Source organism: Nocardia sp. IBHARD005 (assembly GCF_052814245.1).
Genome location: NZ_CP199935.1, coordinates 421,730 through 439,434 on the forward strand (window position 1 = coordinate 421,730; position 17,705 = coordinate 439,434).

14 protein-coding genes are annotated in these 17,705 nt (G+C 68.1%); 8 read left to right on the plus strand and 6 right to left on the minus strand.

The genetic code is table 11. The annotated features are described in order from the left end of the window. The first annotated feature begins 74 nt into the window (after positions 1-74). Positions 75-569 (plus strand): MarR family winged helix-turn-helix transcriptional regulator, encoded by a 495-nt coding sequence (locus ACTWPB_RS01925; RefSeq protein WP_446224026.1) that lies wholly within the window; start codon positions 75-77, stop codon positions 567-569. Further along, on the plus strand, positions 566-2,254 hold the full coding sequence (locus ACTWPB_RS01930) for an MDR family MFS transporter (protein ID WP_446224027.1): 1,689 nt from the start codon (positions 566-568) through the stop codon (positions 2,252-2,254). Before ACTWPB_RS01925 ends, ACTWPB_RS01930 begins: the two co-directional genes overlap by 4 nt. Before the next feature lie 56 nt (positions 2,255-2,310). Here ACTWPB_RS01930 and ACTWPB_RS01935 read toward each other — a convergent pair whose 3' ends face one another. Beyond that, positions 2,311-2,799, minus strand: a complete 489-nt coding sequence (locus ACTWPB_RS01935; RefSeq protein ID WP_266297542.1) for an inorganic diphosphatase — start codon at positions 2,797-2,799, stop codon at positions 2,311-2,313. A 165-nt stretch (positions 2,800-2,964) separates the two neighbouring features. Here ACTWPB_RS01935 and dacB point away from each other — a divergent pair, with 165 nt between their 5' ends. The 4 genes from dacB to hpt all read left to right on the plus strand — a co-directional run bounded on the left by dacB (position 2,965) and on the right by hpt (position 7,396). Then, on the plus strand, positions 2,965-4,419 hold the full coding sequence (gene dacB / locus ACTWPB_RS01940; RefSeq protein ID WP_446224028.1) for a D-alanyl-D-alanine carboxypeptidase/D-alanyl-D-alanine endopeptidase: 1,455 nt from the start codon (positions 2,965-2,967) through the stop codon (positions 4,417-4,419). A gap of 14 nt (positions 4,420-4,433) precedes the next feature. Next, positions 4,434-5,492, plus strand: coding sequence for a zinc-dependent metalloprotease (locus tag ACTWPB_RS01945; protein ID WP_446224029.1), 1,059 nt, complete (start codon positions 4,434-4,436; stop codon positions 5,490-5,492). Between the two features lie 191 nt (positions 5,493-5,683). Further along, positions 5,684-6,820: a tRNA lysidine(34) synthetase TilS gene (gene tilS, locus ACTWPB_RS01950; protein ID WP_446224030.1), complete on the plus strand. Its 1,137-nt coding sequence runs from the start codon at positions 5,684-5,686 to the stop codon at positions 6,818-6,820. A gap of 24 nt (positions 6,821-6,844) precedes the next feature. Then, the gene (gene hpt, locus ACTWPB_RS01955; protein ID WP_101464749.1) at positions 6,845-7,396 is read left to right on the plus strand and encodes a hypoxanthine phosphoribosyltransferase; all 552 of its coding nucleotides are present in this window, start codon (positions 6,845-6,847) and stop codon (positions 7,394-7,396) included. A 49-nt stretch (positions 7,397-7,445) separates the two neighbouring features. Here hpt and ACTWPB_RS01960 read toward each other — a convergent pair whose 3' ends face one another. Next, entirely contained in the window at positions 7,446-9,440 is a 1,995-nt protein-coding gene (locus ACTWPB_RS01960) for a serine/threonine-protein kinase (RefSeq protein ID WP_446224031.1), read from the minus strand. 51 nt (positions 9,441-9,491) lie between these two features. Further along, the gene (locus ACTWPB_RS01965; protein WP_446224032.1) at positions 9,492-11,888 is read right to left on the minus strand and encodes a protein kinase domain-containing protein; all 2,397 of its coding nucleotides are present in this window, start codon (positions 11,886-11,888) and stop codon (positions 9,492-9,494) included. A gap of 222 nt (positions 11,889-12,110) precedes the next feature. On the opposite strand from ACTWPB_RS01965, the gene ACTWPB_RS01970 reads away from it, so the two are divergent. Further along, positions 12,111-13,460: an amidase gene (locus ACTWPB_RS01970; RefSeq protein ID WP_446226208.1), complete on the plus strand. Its 1,350-nt coding sequence runs from the start codon at positions 12,111-12,113 to the stop codon at positions 13,458-13,460. Positions 13,461-13,487: 27 nt separating this feature from the next. Here the strand turns inward: ACTWPB_RS01970 and ACTWPB_RS01975 are convergent, their stop codons facing one another. From ACTWPB_RS01975 to ACTWPB_RS01985, 3 genes are all read right to left on the minus strand, one after another. Further along, positions 13,488-14,384, minus strand: coding sequence for a LysR family transcriptional regulator (locus ACTWPB_RS01975; protein ID WP_446224033.1), 897 nt, complete (start codon positions 14,382-14,384; stop codon positions 13,488-13,490). Between the two features lie 376 nt (positions 14,385-14,760). Next, the gene (locus ACTWPB_RS01980; protein WP_446224034.1) at positions 14,761-16,311 is read right to left on the minus strand and encodes an aldehyde dehydrogenase family protein; all 1,551 of its coding nucleotides are present in this window, start codon (positions 16,309-16,311) and stop codon (positions 14,761-14,763) included. 121 nt (positions 16,312-16,432) lie between these two features. Next, a complete protein-coding gene (locus tag ACTWPB_RS01985; RefSeq protein WP_056819053.1) occupies positions 16,433-16,705 on the minus strand; it encodes a DUF2277 domain-containing protein in 273 nt (90 codons plus the stop codon). Positions 16,706-16,830: 125 nt separating this feature from the next. Here ACTWPB_RS01985 and ACTWPB_RS01990 point away from each other — a divergent pair, with 125 nt between their 5' ends. Then, positions 16,831-17,688 (plus strand): DUF1266 domain-containing protein, encoded by an 858-nt coding sequence (locus ACTWPB_RS01990; RefSeq protein WP_446224035.1) that lies wholly within the window; start codon positions 16,831-16,833, stop codon positions 17,686-17,688. The last annotated feature ends 17 nt before the right edge of the window (positions 17,689-17,705 follow it).

A 17,705-nucleotide genomic window follows, 5' to 3' on the forward strand; every position in this document is an offset into this window, starting at 1 on the left:
CGGTTGCCCCAGCGACCGTTCTGCCTACATACTTGCATCTCACAACTAATTGATTGATGCAAGTAAAGGTAAAAGTGTTGAGTGAGAGTGAGCCCGCGATCGACGCGATCGCGATCCAGCTCGTGCGATTGCACCGGCTGCGCGATCGGGCGATGGCCCAGATCAAGGACCGCTCGGGGATCGACCCGGCGGGGTTCGTCGTGCTGTTCCGGCTGGTGTGTGACGGACCGATGCGCTCGGGTGCGCTCGCCGAGGCGGTGGGTTCGGACGCGTCGACGGTGAGCAGGCAGGTCGCGCAGCTGGTGGAGCGCGGCCTGGTGGTCCGCGCCGCCGACCCCGACGACGGGCGAGCAACGGTGCTGGAGGTGACCGCCCACGGGCGCGAGACCGCCGATCGGATCCGGTCACGGCGCCGGAACTCGGTCGCCATCATCACCGAGAACTGGCCGGCCGGCGATCGCGAGCTCTTCGCCGGGCTGCTGACGCGGTTCGTCGACGACTACGACGCGGCCCGCCCGGTCCTGCTGACCCAGCCGCCCGCACTGAGCACTACGGAGAACGTTTCGTGACGACAACCGCGGCCCCGGTGGAATCGCCTGCCGGCTTCACCCATCGCCAAATCCTGACCATCCTGTCCGGCCTGATGCTCGGCATGCTGCTGGCCTCACTCGATCAGACGATCGTGTCGACCTCCATCCGCACCATCGCCGACGACCTCGACGGCTATTCGCTGCAGGCCTGGGCAACCACGGCCTACCTGATCACCGCCACGATCAGTACGCCGCTCTACGGCAAACTCTCGGAAATGTTCGGCCGAAAGCCGTTCTTCCTGGCCGCGATCGGGCTGTTCATCGTCGGTTCGCTGCTGTGCACACTGGCCACGTCGATGTATCAGCTGGCCGCGTTCCGCGCGTTCCAGGGCCTGGGCGCGGGCGGGCTCATGTCGCTGGCGCTTGCCATCATGGGCGACATCATCGGACCCCGTGAGCGTGCCCGTTACCAGGGCTATTTCCTTGCGGTGTTCGGTATTTCGAGCGTGCTCGGGCCGGTGCTCGGCGGTCTGCTGGCCGGGCAGGAAACCATCTTCGGCATCACCGGCTGGCGCTGGGTGTTCCTGGTGAACGTGCCGCTGGGGCTGCTCGCGCTGGTGGTGGTGACCCGGGTGCTGCACCTGCCGCGCAAGCCGCACGCCACCCATCGCATCGACTTCGCGGGCGCGATGGTGCTCGCGATCGGACTGGTTCCGCTGCTGATCGTGGCCGAACAGGGTCGCGAATGGGGCTGGAGCAGTATGTCTTCGGTGAGCTGTTACGCGATCGGCGCGCTCGGCCTGATCGGGTTCGTCGCGGTCGAGAAGTTCATGGGCGACGCCGCGTTGATCCCGCTGCGGATCTTCAACAACGTGACCTTCGCACTCGGCGTGGTGATCTCGTTCGTCGTCGGTGCGGCGATGTTCGGCGGCATGCTGCTGCTGCCGCAGTACCTGCAGGTGGTGCGCGGTGCCGGGCCGACAGAGGCCGGTCTGCAGATGCTGCCGATGGTGCTCGGACTGATGATTGGTTCGATCCTGTCGGGTCGGCTGATCTCGAAAACCGGCCGCTACCGGGCCTTCCCGGTGATCGGCGCGATCATGCTGACGCTCGGGTTGTTCCTGCTGCATCTGCTCGGCGCCGACAGCCCGCTGTGGCTGGCGATGGCGTTCATGGCGGTCACCGGCTTCGGCCTTGGCAACCTCATGCAGCCGCTGACGCTGGCGTTGCAGAACGCGTTGCCGCCCAAGGACATGGGTGTGTCCACCGCGTCGGCGACCTTCTTCCGCCAGATCGGCGGCACCCTCGGCGCGGCGGTGTTCCTGTCGATCCTGTTCTCGCTGCTCACCCCGAACATCACCGCCGAAATGCAGCGGTCGGCCGCCGACCCCGCCTACCAGCAGGCCGTGATCGAAGGTGCGCAGAGCACCAACCCGGCCGATGCCGCGCTCGCCAAGGGCCTGCTCGCACACGACACTTCGGCCGCGGGCAAGGTGCTGCAGGACAGCTCGATCATCCAGCAGCTCGACCCCGAACTGGCCAAGCCCTTCCAGGTGGGCTTCGCCGACTCGATGTCCACGGTGTTCCTCGTCGCGTCCGCGGTGGCGCTGATCGCACTGCTGCTCGTGCTGTTCTGGAAGGAAGTCCCGTTGCGGATGTCGAGCGGGATCCAAGCCGCGGGTGACGCGAAGCCCACCGAAGGGATGGGCAAGGATGTGACCTAGCGAAACGGGAAGTCCGAAAACTCTTCGGACTTCCCGTTTTTCGTAGGTCTATCGGCTCAGTGGCCGGATTCCTTCAGCCGGGCGAAGGACTCGTCGATGATCTTCTCGGCCTCGGCGCGGCCCAGCCACTCCGAACCCTCGACGTACTTGCCGGGCTCGAGGTCCTTGTAGCGCTCGAAGAAGTGCTTGATCGCCGACAGTTCGAACTCCGAGACGTCGCCCAGGTCCTGGATGTGGTCCCAGCGCGGGTCGCCCGCGGGGACACACAGCACCTTGTCGTCGCCGCCGGCCTCGTCGGTCATGCGGTACACGCCGACCGGGCGGGCCTCGACGATCACGCCGGGGAACACCGACTCGGGCAGCAGCACCAGCGCGTCGAGCGGGTCGCCGTCCTCGCCGAGGGTGTTCTCGATGAAGCCGTAGTCGGCCGGGTAGCCCATGGAGGTGTACAGGTACCGGTCGAGCTTGACCCGGCCGCTCTCGTGATCGACCTCGTACTTGTTCCGAGAACCCTTGGGAATCTCGATGGTGACGTCGAACTCCACGCCATCTCCTTGCTCGTTCGAGTGCTGGTCTGTGCCGAATCGCCAGATCGTTCTGGGGAACCGTTGCGCAACGAGGATAGTGTGGTGTGCTGGTACACCGGTGCGGCAGGCGGCTGTAGTCGCGCAGTCGAGGCGTGCCGGACGGCGTTGAGGGAGACACGAGTCGTGGTCGATACAGGCGGCAATCCGGGATCACCGGTGCAGGGGCGCCGGGGGTCCCGCTGGATCTGGTTGTCGGCGGTGGTCGTCGCGCTCCTGGTGATCGCGGGCGGTTTCGCGGCGATCGCACAGCCATGGACGCCGGAATTCCGGCACGGCGGGCTCACCGTGGCGCCGCCGCCGGATACGGGCCAGGTGTTTCCCGAGGTGGCGCCTGCCCGATCGGACGCGCCCGCGCCGACGGTGGCGGGGATCGCCGCGGCACTCGCTCCGGTGGTCGGGAACCCTGATCTGGGTGCTTTCGCGGGTCAGGTGACCGATCCGGGCAGCGGGGCGGTGCTGTGGGGCCAGGAACCGGCCAAGGTGATGATTCCGTCGTCGACGGCGAAGATCATGCTGGTCGCGGCGGCATTGCTGACGTTGCCCGATGATCAGCGGGTGGTCACCAAGGTGCTCGCCGGTGCGCCCGGTGAGCTGGTGCTGGTCGCCGGTGGGGATCCGACGCTGACCACGCAGGCCGCCGGTGGTTACTACACCGACGGCGCGCGGATCTCGGATCTGGCCGCGCAGGTGCGGGCCGCGGGCAGGCAGGCGAACGCGATCGTGGTCGACACCTCGGTCTACTCCGGGCCGACCATGGCTTCGGGATGGGATCCGATCGATATTCCGGAAGGGTCGATCGCGCCGATCGAACCGATCATGCTCGATGGGGGCCGGTTCGACCCGTCGGCCGACTATTCCCCGCGCACCGCGAACCCCGCGCTCGACGCGGGCCGGGCGCTGGCTGCCGAGCTGGGTATCGACCCGGGTGCCGTGCGGGTCGGTCCGGCCGCGCGCAACGGTGCCCAGATCGCGAAGGCCGAATCGGCACCGCTACGAGTTCGCTTGCACGACATGATGATTCATTCCGACAATGTGCTGGCCGAGACCATCGGACGTGAGCTGGCGGTGGCGTCGGGACAGCCCGCGTCCTTCGCCGGAGCGGTCGCGGCTACCTCGGCGGCTCTGTCGGCGGCCGGCTTCGACATCACCGGACTGCACTTGGCCGACAACAGTGGGCTTTCCGTCGATGACCGGGTGTCGCCGAAGCTGCTCGATTCGATCGTCGCGACCGCGGCCGAGCCGACCGGCGCCGCGGCGGTAGTGCCGGCCGGAACGCAGGCAAGGCCCGAAAACGACCCACGCGCAGCGGCTCTCGCGCCGATGCTGGACTACCTGCCCGTCGCGGGCGGCACCGGCACGCTCGCGCCGCGCTTCGTCACGCAGAACCGGCAGGGCGCGGGGTGGGTGCGGGCCAAGACCGGAACTCTGAGCGTGGCCAGCGCGTTGGTCGGATATGTCCTCGACCGCGATGGGCGGGTACTCACCTTCGCACTCATGTCGAACGACAGGTTGCCGGAGCAGAGCAGACCGGCGCTCGACGCGGTGGCGGGTGCCCTGCGCAACTGCGGATGCTCGTAGAGAACGGGTGGGTTATGACCGACAAGACCGAGCGCAAGAACTCCGGCTTCAGCGGAGCGGTGGATTGGCGGCTGGCCGCGCGGACCGGGGCGCTGCTCGCGCCCGCCGGGCCGCGCGTGTCGAGGGCGACGGCCGAACAGGTCGTCGCCGAGTTGGCGTCGGCCTCGGTGCTGGCCGAACTGCCGGTGCGTGAGGTCAGCGGGTTGCTCGACGATCGGCCGGTGCCGCAGGCGCGGATCGTCGACCGGCCGGGATGGATCGCCGCGGCCGCCGATTCGATGTCTGTGCTCACCGGCACCGAGTCCGCTGACAGCGGCAGGCTCGTCGGGAAACCCGCGGGCGTCCAGGCCGGGACGATGCTGGCGTTCCTGTCCACCGCGATTCTCGGGCAGTACGACCCGTTCACCGGCGAGGACGGCACCTTGCTGCTGGTCGCGCCCAATATTCTCGGTGTCGAACGGGCGCTCGGCGTCGATCCGAGCGATTTCCGGTTGTGGGTGTGCCTGCACGAGGTGACGCACCGGGTGCAGTTCTCGTCGGCGCCCTGGCTGGCCGGGTATATGCGCACCAATGTGGACATCCTGAGCGAGGTCGGCGAGGAGCCGATGAGCGAGATGCTCACCCGGTTGGTCGGTGAGGTGCGCGCTCGGCGCAATGGTGACAACGCCGATGATCCGAACAGCCGCGGCGTGGTCGGGCTGTTGCGTGCGGTCCAGGCACCACCGCAACGGGAGGCGCTGGATCGGCTGTTGATGCTCGGCACGTTGCTGGAGGGGCACGCCGACCATGTGATGGACGCCGTCGGACCCGCGGTGGTGCCGACTGTCGCCGATATCCGGGCGGCCTTCGATCGACGCAGGCAGCGGCCCTCGAATCCGATCCAGCGGCTGCTGCGGGCGTTGCTCGGCGTGGACGCGAAGGTCGCGCAGTACGTGCGGGGGAAGAAGTTCGTCGACGCGGTGGTCGAGCGGGTGGGAGTCGCGGAGTTCAACACGGTGTGGACGAACGCGGACACCTTGCCGTTGCTGGACGAGGTCGACGATCCGGAGCGGTGGATTCGCCGAGTCCTGTGATCTGCTCCCCGGGTACCCAGGCTCGTGTCGGCGACTGCGATCCCGATGGTCTTGATCCGGGGCCGACCTGCGTCCCGCAGGGCTCGATCCAATTGGATCGAGTGTGTCGGCTGCGTTGACGGTTGGTTCGTGACCGGTGAGTCGCCCAGGTACTCACGGCGGTCCGTTGGTGAGCTGGGTAGCCTGCACAGATGACGGGACCGGGTGGCGTGCGGCTGCCGGAGACCGCGGCGGTGCTCGCCGTGCGGCGGGGCGTGCGCGAGTGGGTGGCCGGGCAGGGTGGGCCAGGGCCGGTCGTCGTTGGTGTGTCCGGCGGGGCCGATTCGCTGGCGTTGGTGGCCGCCGCTGTTGTCGAGGCCGATCAGGTGACGGCCGTCGTGGTCGATCATCAGTTGCAGGACGGGTCGGCGGAAGTCGCCGAGCGAGCCGCCGCGCAGGCGCGTGCGCTCGGCTGTGTGGCGGCGATGGTTGTGCCGGTCGAGGTCGGTCGTGCCGGTGGGGTGGAGGCGGCGGCTCGGGCGGCTCGGTATTCGGCGTTGGAGTCGGTGCGGGAAGGACGTCCGGTGTTGCTCGGGCACACACTCGATGACCAGGCCGAGACCGTGCTGCTCGGGTTGGCGCGTGGGTCGGGCGGGCGGTCCATTCAGGGGATGGTGGCGTGGAATTCGCCGTGGGGGCGGCCGTTGCTCGGGGTGCGCCGGGCGCAGACGGTGCGGATGTGCGCTGATCTTGGTATCGAACCTTGGGACGACCCGCACAACGCGGACCCCGGCTACACCCGGGTCCGCGTGCGCACGGAAGTGTTGCCGCTGCTCGAAGACGTGCTCGGTGGTGGCGTGGCACAGGCGCTGGTACGCACGGCCGAGCAGCTGCGTGCCGATGGGTCCGTTCTCGACGCCTACGCCGACGAGTTGCTGCGGGCGGCGCGTGTGCTGCCCGGTCCGGTCGTGGCCGGGGCACCGGGCGGTCGGGCCACCACTGGCGATCACGACACGATCGACGATCGGCCCGCTGTCACAAGGCGAGGTACGGGTGGCTCGTCCGGCGCGATGGCCGAGGGTGGCGGGCCCGACAGCGGTCGACCCACGCTGTCGATCGAGATCCTGGCCACTGCGCCGCCCGCGTTGCGTCGCAGGGCCGTGCGCGCCTGGCTCGCGGATCAGGGCGTGACCGGGCTCATGAACGCCCATTTACAGGCGATCGACGAGCTGGTGGGCAATTGGCGTGGGCAGGGCGGGGTGGCTGTGGGTGGCGGATCGAAGGACCACAGGTTGGTCGTGACGCGTGAACATGGCACGCTGGCGGTGCGAGCACAGCCGCGCATTTGATGCCACGAAGGGACACCCACTTCCGTGTACGGAGACGACATCGCATCGGTGCTGATCACCGAAGACGAGATCAAAGCCAAGATCGAGGAACTGGCCGAGCTCGTCGCCAAGCGATACCCGCCCGATTCCCCCGAAGGCGACCTCCTGCTGATCTGCGTTCTCAAGGGCGCGATCTTCTTCATGACCGACTTCGCCAGGGCGCTGCCGATCCCCACCCAGCTCGAATTCATGGCCGTGTCGTCCTACGGCTCGTCCACCTCGTCCTCGGGCGTCGTGCGGATCATGAAGGACCTGGACAAGGACATCGCGGGCCGCAACGTCCTGATCGTCGAGGACATCATCGACTCGGGTCTGACCCTGTCCTGGCTCAAGCGCAACCTGTCCACCCGCAACCCGGCCTCGCTGGAAGTTGTCACCCTGCTCCGCAAGCCCGACGCGCTGCGCACCCCCGTCGACGTCGCCCATGTCGGCTTCGACATCCCCAACGAATTCGTCGTCGGCTACGGCCTCGACTACGCCGAGCGCTACCGCGACCTCCCCTACATCGGTACCCTCAACCCGGCTGTGTACTCGTAATTCTGGAGCGCTGGCGCGCTCGAGTTCGCGCCCCTGGCGGTCCCGTCGATCAGGCACCGTTGCTTGCTCCTCCGTCGCCTACGGCGCCTGATCGACGGGACGGGCGCGAACCGCCGACTGCGTCGGCGGCCCCTCCTCGAGGTCGGGGCGTGCGGGGCTGGGGATCGACGACCCTGATCAGGGCCCGGATATCGGCTTCGATCGCGCGGAACAGCACGTAGGAGCCGAGGAAGGCGATGACGCTGCCGAGATAGACCGCGCGCAGCGAGACCAGGGTCGGCAGAAGATCCTCGGTGGGAAGCAAGGTGATGGTGACCATCGCGATCAGCGGGATGGACGCGGCGACCGCCAGGTACCAGCCACAGCGCTGGAGGAGTCCGCGCAGCGCTGCGGCATCGGTGTGGAACCGGTGGCCTTGCTGGAGGAAGATCGGGTAGACGCAGCGGACCATGTAAAAGGTGATGAGGAAGAACGCGTAGGTCACCGCGACTGCGCACCCGATGGCGTTCGACGCCAGAAATTGCACCGTGGTGCGGGTCTCCAGGTGACCGGTGCTGACCTTCACCGTGGCGGGCAGAATAGCGGCCGCTGTGATCCAGAACAGCACCGCGACAACAACTGCCCGGTCACCCAGGAGCAGCGACTGCCTGCCCGCCAGCCCCAATGCGCTGGTGCTCACGCGCCGTCCGGCCCGCAATGCGCGCGGCATCAGGATCGCGTGGCGGGACAGGTAGACCAGTATCACCGTGCCGAGTGCGAATGCCATCACGTTGGTGACCACCGAGACGATGTGCAGCGCTTCGCGAGCGGCGGGTTCGAGCCGCTGCACCAGCAGTCCGGAGTTCTGCCAGGTCTTGTACCGCACGGCGAACGCGTTGGGCACCGCGATCGCCAGTGCCATCAGCGGAATCATGAAGGGCCGCAAGCGAATTCGGTAGGAACCGGCAGGCGGGTCAACCAGGTTTCGGCTGCGCGGGTCGAGACACAGATCGAACTGTTCGGCCAGAACCGTGCCGTCGGGCCAGCGGTCCGTTCGTTCAGCTCGCAAGCAGCGCAACAACACTCGGCGCAGCGTGGGCGGGCAGTTCGGCGGAAGCCTGCGCAGCGCGCAGTTGCTCACGCCCGCACTCCGGGAGGTGAGCATCGCTTCGAGTCGGGTCTGATCGCCCCAGGCTGGGTCGTCCGCGCCGGTGTCGTCGAACGGCTTTGCGCCGGTGAGCAATTCCCAGAGCAGCACGCCGAGTGAGAAGAGATCGGAGCGTGCTTCGAGGTCGGCGGCACTGCGATCGTGGCCGGGATGGCTGGCCTCGAGCTGCTCGGGCGACATGTAGGCGAGCGACCCGCCGAAAGACGAGAGCGGGCTGGTGCCCGCCTTTTCGCTGAAGCTGATGTTGAAATCGGCGAGCTTGGGCACACCCTCGGCCGTGAGCAGTACATTCGCCGGCTTCACATCACGGTGCAGCACACCCCGGCCCGCCGCGTGATCGAGCGCCGAGGCCAGGCGCCTGCCCAGCCAGGCCACGGTGTCGGGCCAGCTGAGTTCGGCGATCTCGCGGCGCACGCTCGAATCCGACGGACGGATTTCGCCCTTCTCCGCCATCGCCGCATCGATCGCGTCGAGCAGGAGCCGGCCGCTACGTTCGGCGGGTGGGGTCGCGCGCACCCAGCGCAGCAGCCCGAGCAGGGTGCCGCCGGGCAGGAATTGCATGTACAGCAGGCGCAGGCGGGGTGAGCCGTCGCCCGGAGGATCGAGCACCAGCTGATCGAAGACACGCACGATGTAGTCGTGGTCGAGCTGGGCCATTGTTTGTGGCTCGGTGCCGCTGTCGGCGGAGATCTTCACCGCGACCACACGCTGCATCGAGCGTTGCCGGGCGAGGAAAACCCGGGCGAACGCGCCCGACCCGAGCTCGGTGAGCAGCTCGAAGTCGCCTATTCGCGCGCCCGCCTCGAACCGGTCGAGCCCGCGACGATCGGTGGGATGCATGGTGGCGGTGCGGTCGAGCGAGGGACGGGTCGCCTCGGTGATGACTGTCGAGCTCACGACGGGGCATACGGGCGAGGGCCCGCGGAAGTTCACCCGTGCCGGGCATCGTCAGCTGACTACGCGTTCCAGGGCTTTCAAGTCGGCTTCCAGTGCGCGGAAGAGCAGGTAGGAGGCGACGAAGGCGAAGATGCCGCCGACGCAGAGGACCCGAACGGCGACGATCACGGCCGGGATATCGCCGGGCGGGAGGAAGGTGACACCCGCTACCGCGAGCAGGGGAACCGAGGCCGCGATCGCGAGGTACCAGGTGCAGCGCCGGCTCAGTGCGCGCAGCCACGTGCTGTCGTCGGTGCTGATCTCACCGTGGCGAAGGAAGATCGGGTAGATGCAGCGGACCAGGTAGAACGTCACGAGGAAGAACGGGTAGGCAACGGCTATCGCGCCGCAGACCAGCAGGGATGCGAGGAAATGGACCACGGCGCGGCTGGGGACGTCACCCGCGGCAAATTGCAGTGCGATCGGGAAGGTGAGTCCTGAGATCGCCCACAGCGAGAACACCACGATCACGACCCGGTCGCCGATGCGCAAGGTGTCGTGCCTGGTGCGGCGCAGGATCTCTGGGTCGTAGCGGCGGCCGTGGCGAAGCCCGCGCGGCACGGAGAGCACGAAACGGGCAAGGTAGATGAGCACCGCGGCGCCCAGCGGGAAGAAGACCACGTTCACGCCCGCGGTGATCACGACGAACGATTGCTGGGCGGTCTCACTGAGCCGGCTCACCACCAGATTCTGGTTGTGCACGATGTTGTACCAGGATGCCAGTGCGTTGGGAACGCCGATCGCCAGGATCATCACCAGCAGCGGCCATTTGCGCCACTGCATCCGCCAGCTCTTCGGCGGCGGGTCGACGAGATCGCGGGCGCGGGCGTCAAGGCACAGGTCGAACTGCTTGGCCAGCACCGCACCATCGGCCCAGCGCCGCGATCTGTCCGGGTCGAGGCAGGTCAGCAGGACGCGGCGCAAGGCAGTGGGGCAATCCGCCGGAACCCGGTCCAGCGCGGCCGGGTCGACGCCGACCGTTCGTCGTTCCAGCATCGCTTCGAGAGTGGTCTCGTCGCCACGGCCCTCGGCTTCGGCGGTGCTGTCGTCGAACGGCTTCGCGCCGGTGAGCAATTCCCACAGCACGACGCCGAGGGAGAAGATATCGCTGCGGGTGTCGAGGTCGGCGGCGGTGCGGGCGAGGCCGGGGTGACAGGCCTCCAGCTGTTCGGGCGACATGTAGGACAGTGATCCGCCGAAGTAGGCCACCGGGCTGGTGCCCGCGACGGTGCGGCTGAAACTGATGTTGAAGTCGGCGAGCTTGGGGACACCTTCCGCGGTGAGCAGCACATTCGCCGGTTTCACATCGCGGTGCAATACCCCGTGCGCGGCCGCGTAATCCAGGGCCTCGGCCAGCCGCCTGCCCAGCCAGGCGACCGTTTCCGGCCAGCTCAGGGCGGCGATTTCGGAGCGAACGCTCGAATCGGTCGGGCGGATCTCGCCCTTCTCCGCCATGGCCGTGTCCACCGCGTCGAGCAGCAGTTTGCCGCTGCGCTCGGCGGGTGGGGTCTCACGGACCCAGCGCAGCAGGCCGAGCAGGGTGCCGCCGGGCAGGAACTGCATGTAGAGCAGGCGCAGGCGTCGCGAACCCGAGGGGGCCGAGTCGGTGTCGAGCAGCCGCTGGTCGAACACGCGCACGATGTAGTCGTGGTCGAGCTGGGCGAGGGTCTGGGGTTCGGTGCCGCGGTCGGCGGAGATCTTCACCGCGACCAGCCGCTGCATCGACGTCTGCCGGGCCAGGAAGACGCGCGCGAACGCACCTGCGCCGAGCCCGGTGAGCAGTTCGAAATCGCCGATGCGCTGGCCGACTTCGATGCGGTCCAGCGGCTCGAACTCGCCGGGCTCCGAGTGCGCGACCGTCGCGGCCGACGTGGCGGTCGCGGTGAGGTCGAGATGCGGGCTGGTCACCTGAGTATTACGAGTCGAGTCCGGCGTTTGGTTCATCGTCGCGTCGAGATCGTCGGACCGATGGGTGCTCTGGTCGAGCTCGTCGGTATTGAGCAGGCCGCGCAGACTGGCCGCTTGCTCGGGGTATTCGCGCAGATAATCGCGCGGATCGATGCGCTCGCCGCTGTGTCTGCGGATGACGAATTCCTCGAACACCAGCCCGGCGGGTAGCCTCGCGCGATCGAGTTCGGGGAACTCGGCGCAGTAGTGGATCAGCCGCTTGCGTGCGATGTCGGTGCCCGTGTGATGCAGCCAGCGCTGGCGCAGGTCGACCCGGATCAGTTCGTGCAGCGCCTGCGCCCGCAAGGTGGCGGCGTCGGGGAGGAACTCGGCGATCTCGGGCGGGCGCTCGGCGGCGGTGCCCCACGCGGTGGCGAACGCTTCGACCATGTCGACGCGCACATTCGTGGCCCGACCGGCTGTCTCGTCGGGTTGTTCCCCGCTTCCGGTGCTCTCGCTCATCTACCGACCTAAGGGTTCGCGCGGATCGGTGCGAAATTCATTCCGCCACACCCGCCGCCATCGCCGGAGAGCTGTACTAGAAATGATAACTTGCGCCTCTAGGCTGATCACCCGAATTTCGACGACCATGCGACGGGGGCGAATCCGCAGATGAACGAAGACCTCACAGCGGTAGCATGGGAGTCCGTCGACGACGACGGCGTAACGGACGCTGAGGTGACGATGGAATCGTCCCGCCCTCCTGCCGACGAATACCCCATCGGCGGCCCCGCTGCGGCACTGGCTGCCCGGGTCCGCGCGGGCACCATCACGCCCGCCGACGTCACCGCCGACGCGCTCGCCCGAATCGCCTCGGAGAATCGCAAGATCAACGCGTTCACGGTGGTGCGAGCCGAGCGGGCGAGAGCCGAAGCGCGGGAACTGGCCGCCAGACCAGACCTCGACGAGCTGCCGCTGGCCGGCGTGCCGGTGGCGGTGAAGCAGAACATCGCGGTGACGGGCGAGCAGACCCGCGCGGGTTCGGCGGCCACCTCCGCCGAGCCGGCGAGCCTCGACCACCCGGTGGTGGTCCGGCTGCGGGCCGCGGGCGCGATCGTTGTCGGGTTGACGGCCATGCCCGAACTCGGTTTGTGGGCGAGTACCGACTCCGCAGGGTGTGTCACGCGCAATCCACGCGATGTCGGCCGGTCACCGGGTGGATCCTCGGGTGGCGCGGCCGCCGCGGTAGCCGCCGGGCTCGTTCCGATCGCGCACGGCAACGATGGCCTCGGCTCGATCCGGGTGCCCGCCGCCGCGTGCGGAGTCTTCGGGATCAAGCCGGGTAGACACGTCGTGCCCTCGCAGATCGGCGCCGATTCCTGGTCGGGACTGGCCGAGAACGGCGTGCTCGCGACGACGGTGTCGGACGCGGCACTGGCGCTGTCGGTGCTGGCGGGCCGCTCCGACCTGGCCGAACTACGCAAGCCACAGCGACTACGCATCGGACTGGCCGTGGCTCCGCCGTCGCGACTGGTCCGCATGGATCGGCATTGGACGGCGGCGGCGCGCACCGCGGGTGCGCGCGCGGCAGTGGCCGGGCACGAGGTGCAGCCGGTCGAGCTGCCCTACGGCGACACGGCGCTGTTGATGCTGCTGCGCTGGCCGAGCGCGGGTCTGGCCGACGCCGACGCGCTCGCGAACCCCGAACTGCTCCAGCGACGCACCCGGCGTCATCTGGCGCTCGGCCGGGTGATCCGGCGTCTGGGCCTGGTACGCCCCAGCCAGATCGACCGGACCGAAGCCAGACTGCTCGAATTCTTCGAAGACTTCGACGTGGTGATCACTCCGACGCTCGCCGCGCCACCGCCGAAGGCGCGGCAGTGGAGCGGGCGCGGTTGGCTCGCCAATGTCGTGTCCTCGGCGCGTTACGCGCCCTTCACCGGACTGTGGAATCTGCTCGGCTGGCCCGCGGCGTCACTGCCGATGGGCACGCACCCCGAGGCGCACACCCCATTGGCCGCGCAACTGGTCGGTCCGCCGGGCAGCGAGGCCACCTTGCTCGGCCTCGCCGCCCAACTGGAACTGTCGAACTAGGCGCAAGCGCTGACGCGCCTGCGCCTCTCAGACCGCGATCGGCTCCGGCTGCGGTGTCGGCTCGGAGAAACCGCCGTCGACGGCGCGACCGGCGAATTCCAGAATGGTCGGGCGCGTGTCGTCGGCCCGCCATGCCACCGCCAGCTCACACGGGGTGAGGCCAGCGACCGGACGCGCGGTCAGCCCGGGCCAGCGGTACATCGGCACATTGTTCTCGGCCAGCAGACACACGCCGAGGCCGAGGCTCACGGCCTCGAGCTTGTCCTCGGGGGTGGCCGCCTCGGCGCCGATCTTGGCAGCCTTGCCGCCACGGGCGTCGTTGCCGAGCCAGAAGTCGCGGACCGCTCCCGCCTCGGTGGGCAGGGCAACGAAGGACTCGTCGAGCAGATCGGCGAAGTCGATGCTGTCCAGCTCGGCCAGCGGGTGCGATTCGGGCAGTAGCACCCAGCGTGGCTCGGTGCGCAGCACCTGCCAGCGATAACGGTTGGGGTCGGGCAGCGGCAGCCACACCAGCGACAGGTCGGCCTGTCGACCGGCCAGGCCACTGGACGGGTCGTTCCACGACGCGGCGTGCAGGGCGAGGCGGTGACCGCTCGCGCTCTCGAGGTCGTTGAGCAGACCGCGGCCGAGCGCGGACTGGATTCCGACGCGCAGCACCTCGCCTGCTTCCTGGAGGGACACGTTGGTCACCTCCCACAGCTCGAGGATCTTGCGTGCGCCTTCGAGCAGTTCCTTACCGGCGACGGTCAGGGCGACACTGCGCTGGTTGCGGTCGAACAGGACCACGTCGAGCTGGCGTTCGAGCTGGCGGATCTGGCGTGACAACGTCGGCTGAGCGATGTGCAACCGCTGTGCGGCGTTGGTGAAATGCAGTTCCTCAGCGACGGCGACGAAATACCGCAGATCGCGCAAATGCGGGTCCATAGCACCTTGCTATCAGAATCGGTCGGGAAAATCCAGCCAAAACGGGCAAGGAAGTTCGCGGAGGTGGATCAAAACAGTCACCGGGTTGGTATCGCACAGCATATGGCCTGACATGGTGAGCTGCACCATCGGATTGCCTATTGTTCACCGCGATCGGTTGTGGAGTGAATCTGGGCAGTTGACCAGCGAAAATGCGTCGGCGTTCACACTCACCGCGCGGATATGGCCCGCGCCGCCTCGCTGTCGTGCGCGCCGAAAGGTGCCGCTGACCACGGCGCCCGCGAACCGGAAGGTTAGGGGGGTGACATTCATCACAAACAAGTTTCGAAGACGGCGAATCCGGCTGCGCGCGAGTGCGCGTCGCAGCCGGAAACAGCTACTCGCTCTTCTTGAGGCGCAGCACCGTCGGCAGGTCGATCCGGCGCAACCCACGCGCACCGGCGGCCCGCATCGCGGCAACCGCGACGACAAGCTTGTTCATGTCATACGGGTACCAGAACAGTTCCTTGCTCATGGTCGGCAGCTTCGGCTTCGTCATCGCCTGCGCGCGGCAGTATTTCCGCAGGCCCGACGCGCCGCCCCAGCGTGCGCCGACGCCGGACAGGCCCCAGCCGCCCATCGGCATCGCCGGATTGAACAGGTTCGAGAACACGTCGTTGATGTTCACCGCGCCCGTGTTCAACTGCCTGGCCACGCGTTCGCCGCGCGCCTTGTCGCCCGTCCAGACCGAGGCCGAGAGGCCGTAGATCGAATCGTTGGCCAGCCGGATCGCCTCGGCCTCGTCGGCCACCTTCATCACCGGCAGCGTCGGGCCGAAGGTCTCCTCGGCCACGCACGACATCGAATGGTCCACATCGACGAGCACGGTCGGCTCGAAGAAGGTGCCGACGCCGGTGCGTTTGCCGCCGGTGGTCACGCGGGCGCCCGCGGCCACCGCGTCGTCGACGTGGCGCTGCACGATCAGCACCTGGTGCTCGTTGGCCAGCGCGCCGACGTCGTACTTCGACTCGCGCCCGTCGGCGCCCTGACGCAGCGCGGCGACCGCCGCGGTCAGCTTCGCGACGAACTCGTCGTAGACCGGCGCCTCGACGTAGACCCGCTCGACCGAGATGCACACCTGCCCGGCGTTGAACATGCCGCCGAAGGCGATGCCGTGCGCGGCGCGGTCGATGTCGGCGTCAGCGAGCACGATCGCCGGGTCCTTGCCGCCGAGCTCGAGGCTGTAGGGCACCATCCGCTCCGCGCAGGTGGCCGCGATCTTGCGGCCGGTCGCGGTGGACCCGGTGAACTGGATGTAGTCGGCGTTCTCGACGACGGCCGCGCCGGTCGCCCCGGCGCCGGTGACCACCTTGAACACCGGCGGGGCGCCGATCTCGGCCCAGCCGCGGGCCAGCTCCACCGCGGACAGCGGCGTCACCTCCGACGGCTTGAGGATCACCGCGGCCCCGGCAGCCAGCGCCGGGAACACGTCGATCGCGGGCATCGCGAGCGGGAAGTTCCACGGCGTGATCACCCCGACCACGGGATAGGGCCGGTAGGCGAGGGTCAGCGATTTCACCCGCGCGAGCGGGCTGTGCGGGGAGGGGTGCTCGTCGGCGAGGAACTTGCCCGCCCGGCGCGCGTAGTAGCCGAGGATGTCGACCGCGAACGCCGGATCGATGATCGCGTCGACCCGCGGCTTGGCGGTCTCGGACTGCAGCACCGCGGCCAGGTGCTCGGTGTTATCGATCAGCCAGTCCTGCATCTTCAGCAGCCACGTCTTGCGGCCCGCCGGCCCGATCGCTTCCCATTCGGGCTGGTAAAGACGCAGTTCCCGCACCGCGGCCGCCACCTCGTCCGGCGTCGTGACCGGCACGGTACCGGCGAGTTCGCCTGTCGCCGGATTGTGTACTTCGATCACCGCGGCGGTCTTGTCGAGGTCGCTCACTGGTCGTTCTCCTCGTGCGTCTACTGAATTCGATTCACCGGCTATCGCGGCGCGACCAGAGAAAGCGGCGTTTCTGGGCAGGTCAAGTAGAACACGTTGCAGTTCTGCGAGTGTGCCGATTCTACGAGGTCTCGCTGACCTCGTTCTCGCGCGCGGCGATCCGGCGCAGTGGCGGCTCGGTAGGGGGCGGGACCCGCCGATCGGGCAGCTCCGCCAGCAGCGCGGTGGTCGCCGCGGCGATGGCCGCGACAGCTTTGTCGACGGCGGGTTTGGTGGCGCTACTCAGGCCGGAGATGCCGCCGACTTTGCGCACATATTGCAAGGCGGCAGCGTAGATCTCCTGCTCGGTGGCGGCAGGCTCCAGACCACGCAAGACGGTGATATTTCTACACATGACAGAACCATAGACCTGTGAGCCATGACACGACAGGCGAAGGATAAGCGGATCTGAAAATCTCGTAACCCACGTGAGATTCGCAGGCCGCCCGTGATCGCGGTCACCGCACTAGACTCGGCCGCATGCCTGCCAGGGGAGTACCAGCGCTGACCACTTTTCCCTACCCGGAACTAGATGAGCGCGAAGAAGATCACTGGTCGGGCGCGGGGGTGAGCGACGACGAACTGCGCGCACTCGCCCTCGGTGCCTTCTACTCCACGCGCTGGGACGCCTTCCACGACGCGATGCTGCTCGGCCCCGAACGCGAGCACCCGCTCGGCGACCGCCGTGAACTCGCCATCGACACCCTCACCGGTGCCTGGGGCATCACCGACGGCACCGAAGCCCGCGCCTCGATGGAGCAGCTGCTCGAGGGCATGCACGGACCGCTGTATTCGCTGGTGCACCCGCTGGTGATGGCCTCGGTCAATGCCAGTGAGCGTGACCGTTTCGGTGAGCGTGCCGACAAGCAGCGCGCGTTTCTCCGTCAGGTCGGTTCGTTTCGGGGGATGGACAACCCCGAGGCGCTGGTCCGCGACTACGACATCTGGGCCCAGGCCATCAAGATCGGCTTCACCGACCACCTATCGCGCCCACTACCCAACGACATCCACGCCTGGGACCTGGCCCGCGTCGTGGCGGTGGCCCGCATGGCGTTCACCGCGGGTTACATCGACGCCGACGTGGCGTGGGAGTACTGCATGCGCGCGCTGGTCCCCGCGCAGCGCCGCTACCGCAACTGGCGCCAGTTCGGCGACGCCTACCTCACCGGCTGGACCTACTGGCAGGCCACCGAGGACCTCGCGGAATTGAAGAGCGGCGGCGTGGACCGGCGGATGGAATTGGTGCGGCTGTGGACCCGTCCCACCAGCCCGTGGCGCCGTATCGAGCTCAACGAGCCGGAGCAGAAGGCGGAAACCGAAGCGGCCGAACCGAATTGAGTATTCGGTTCGGCCGC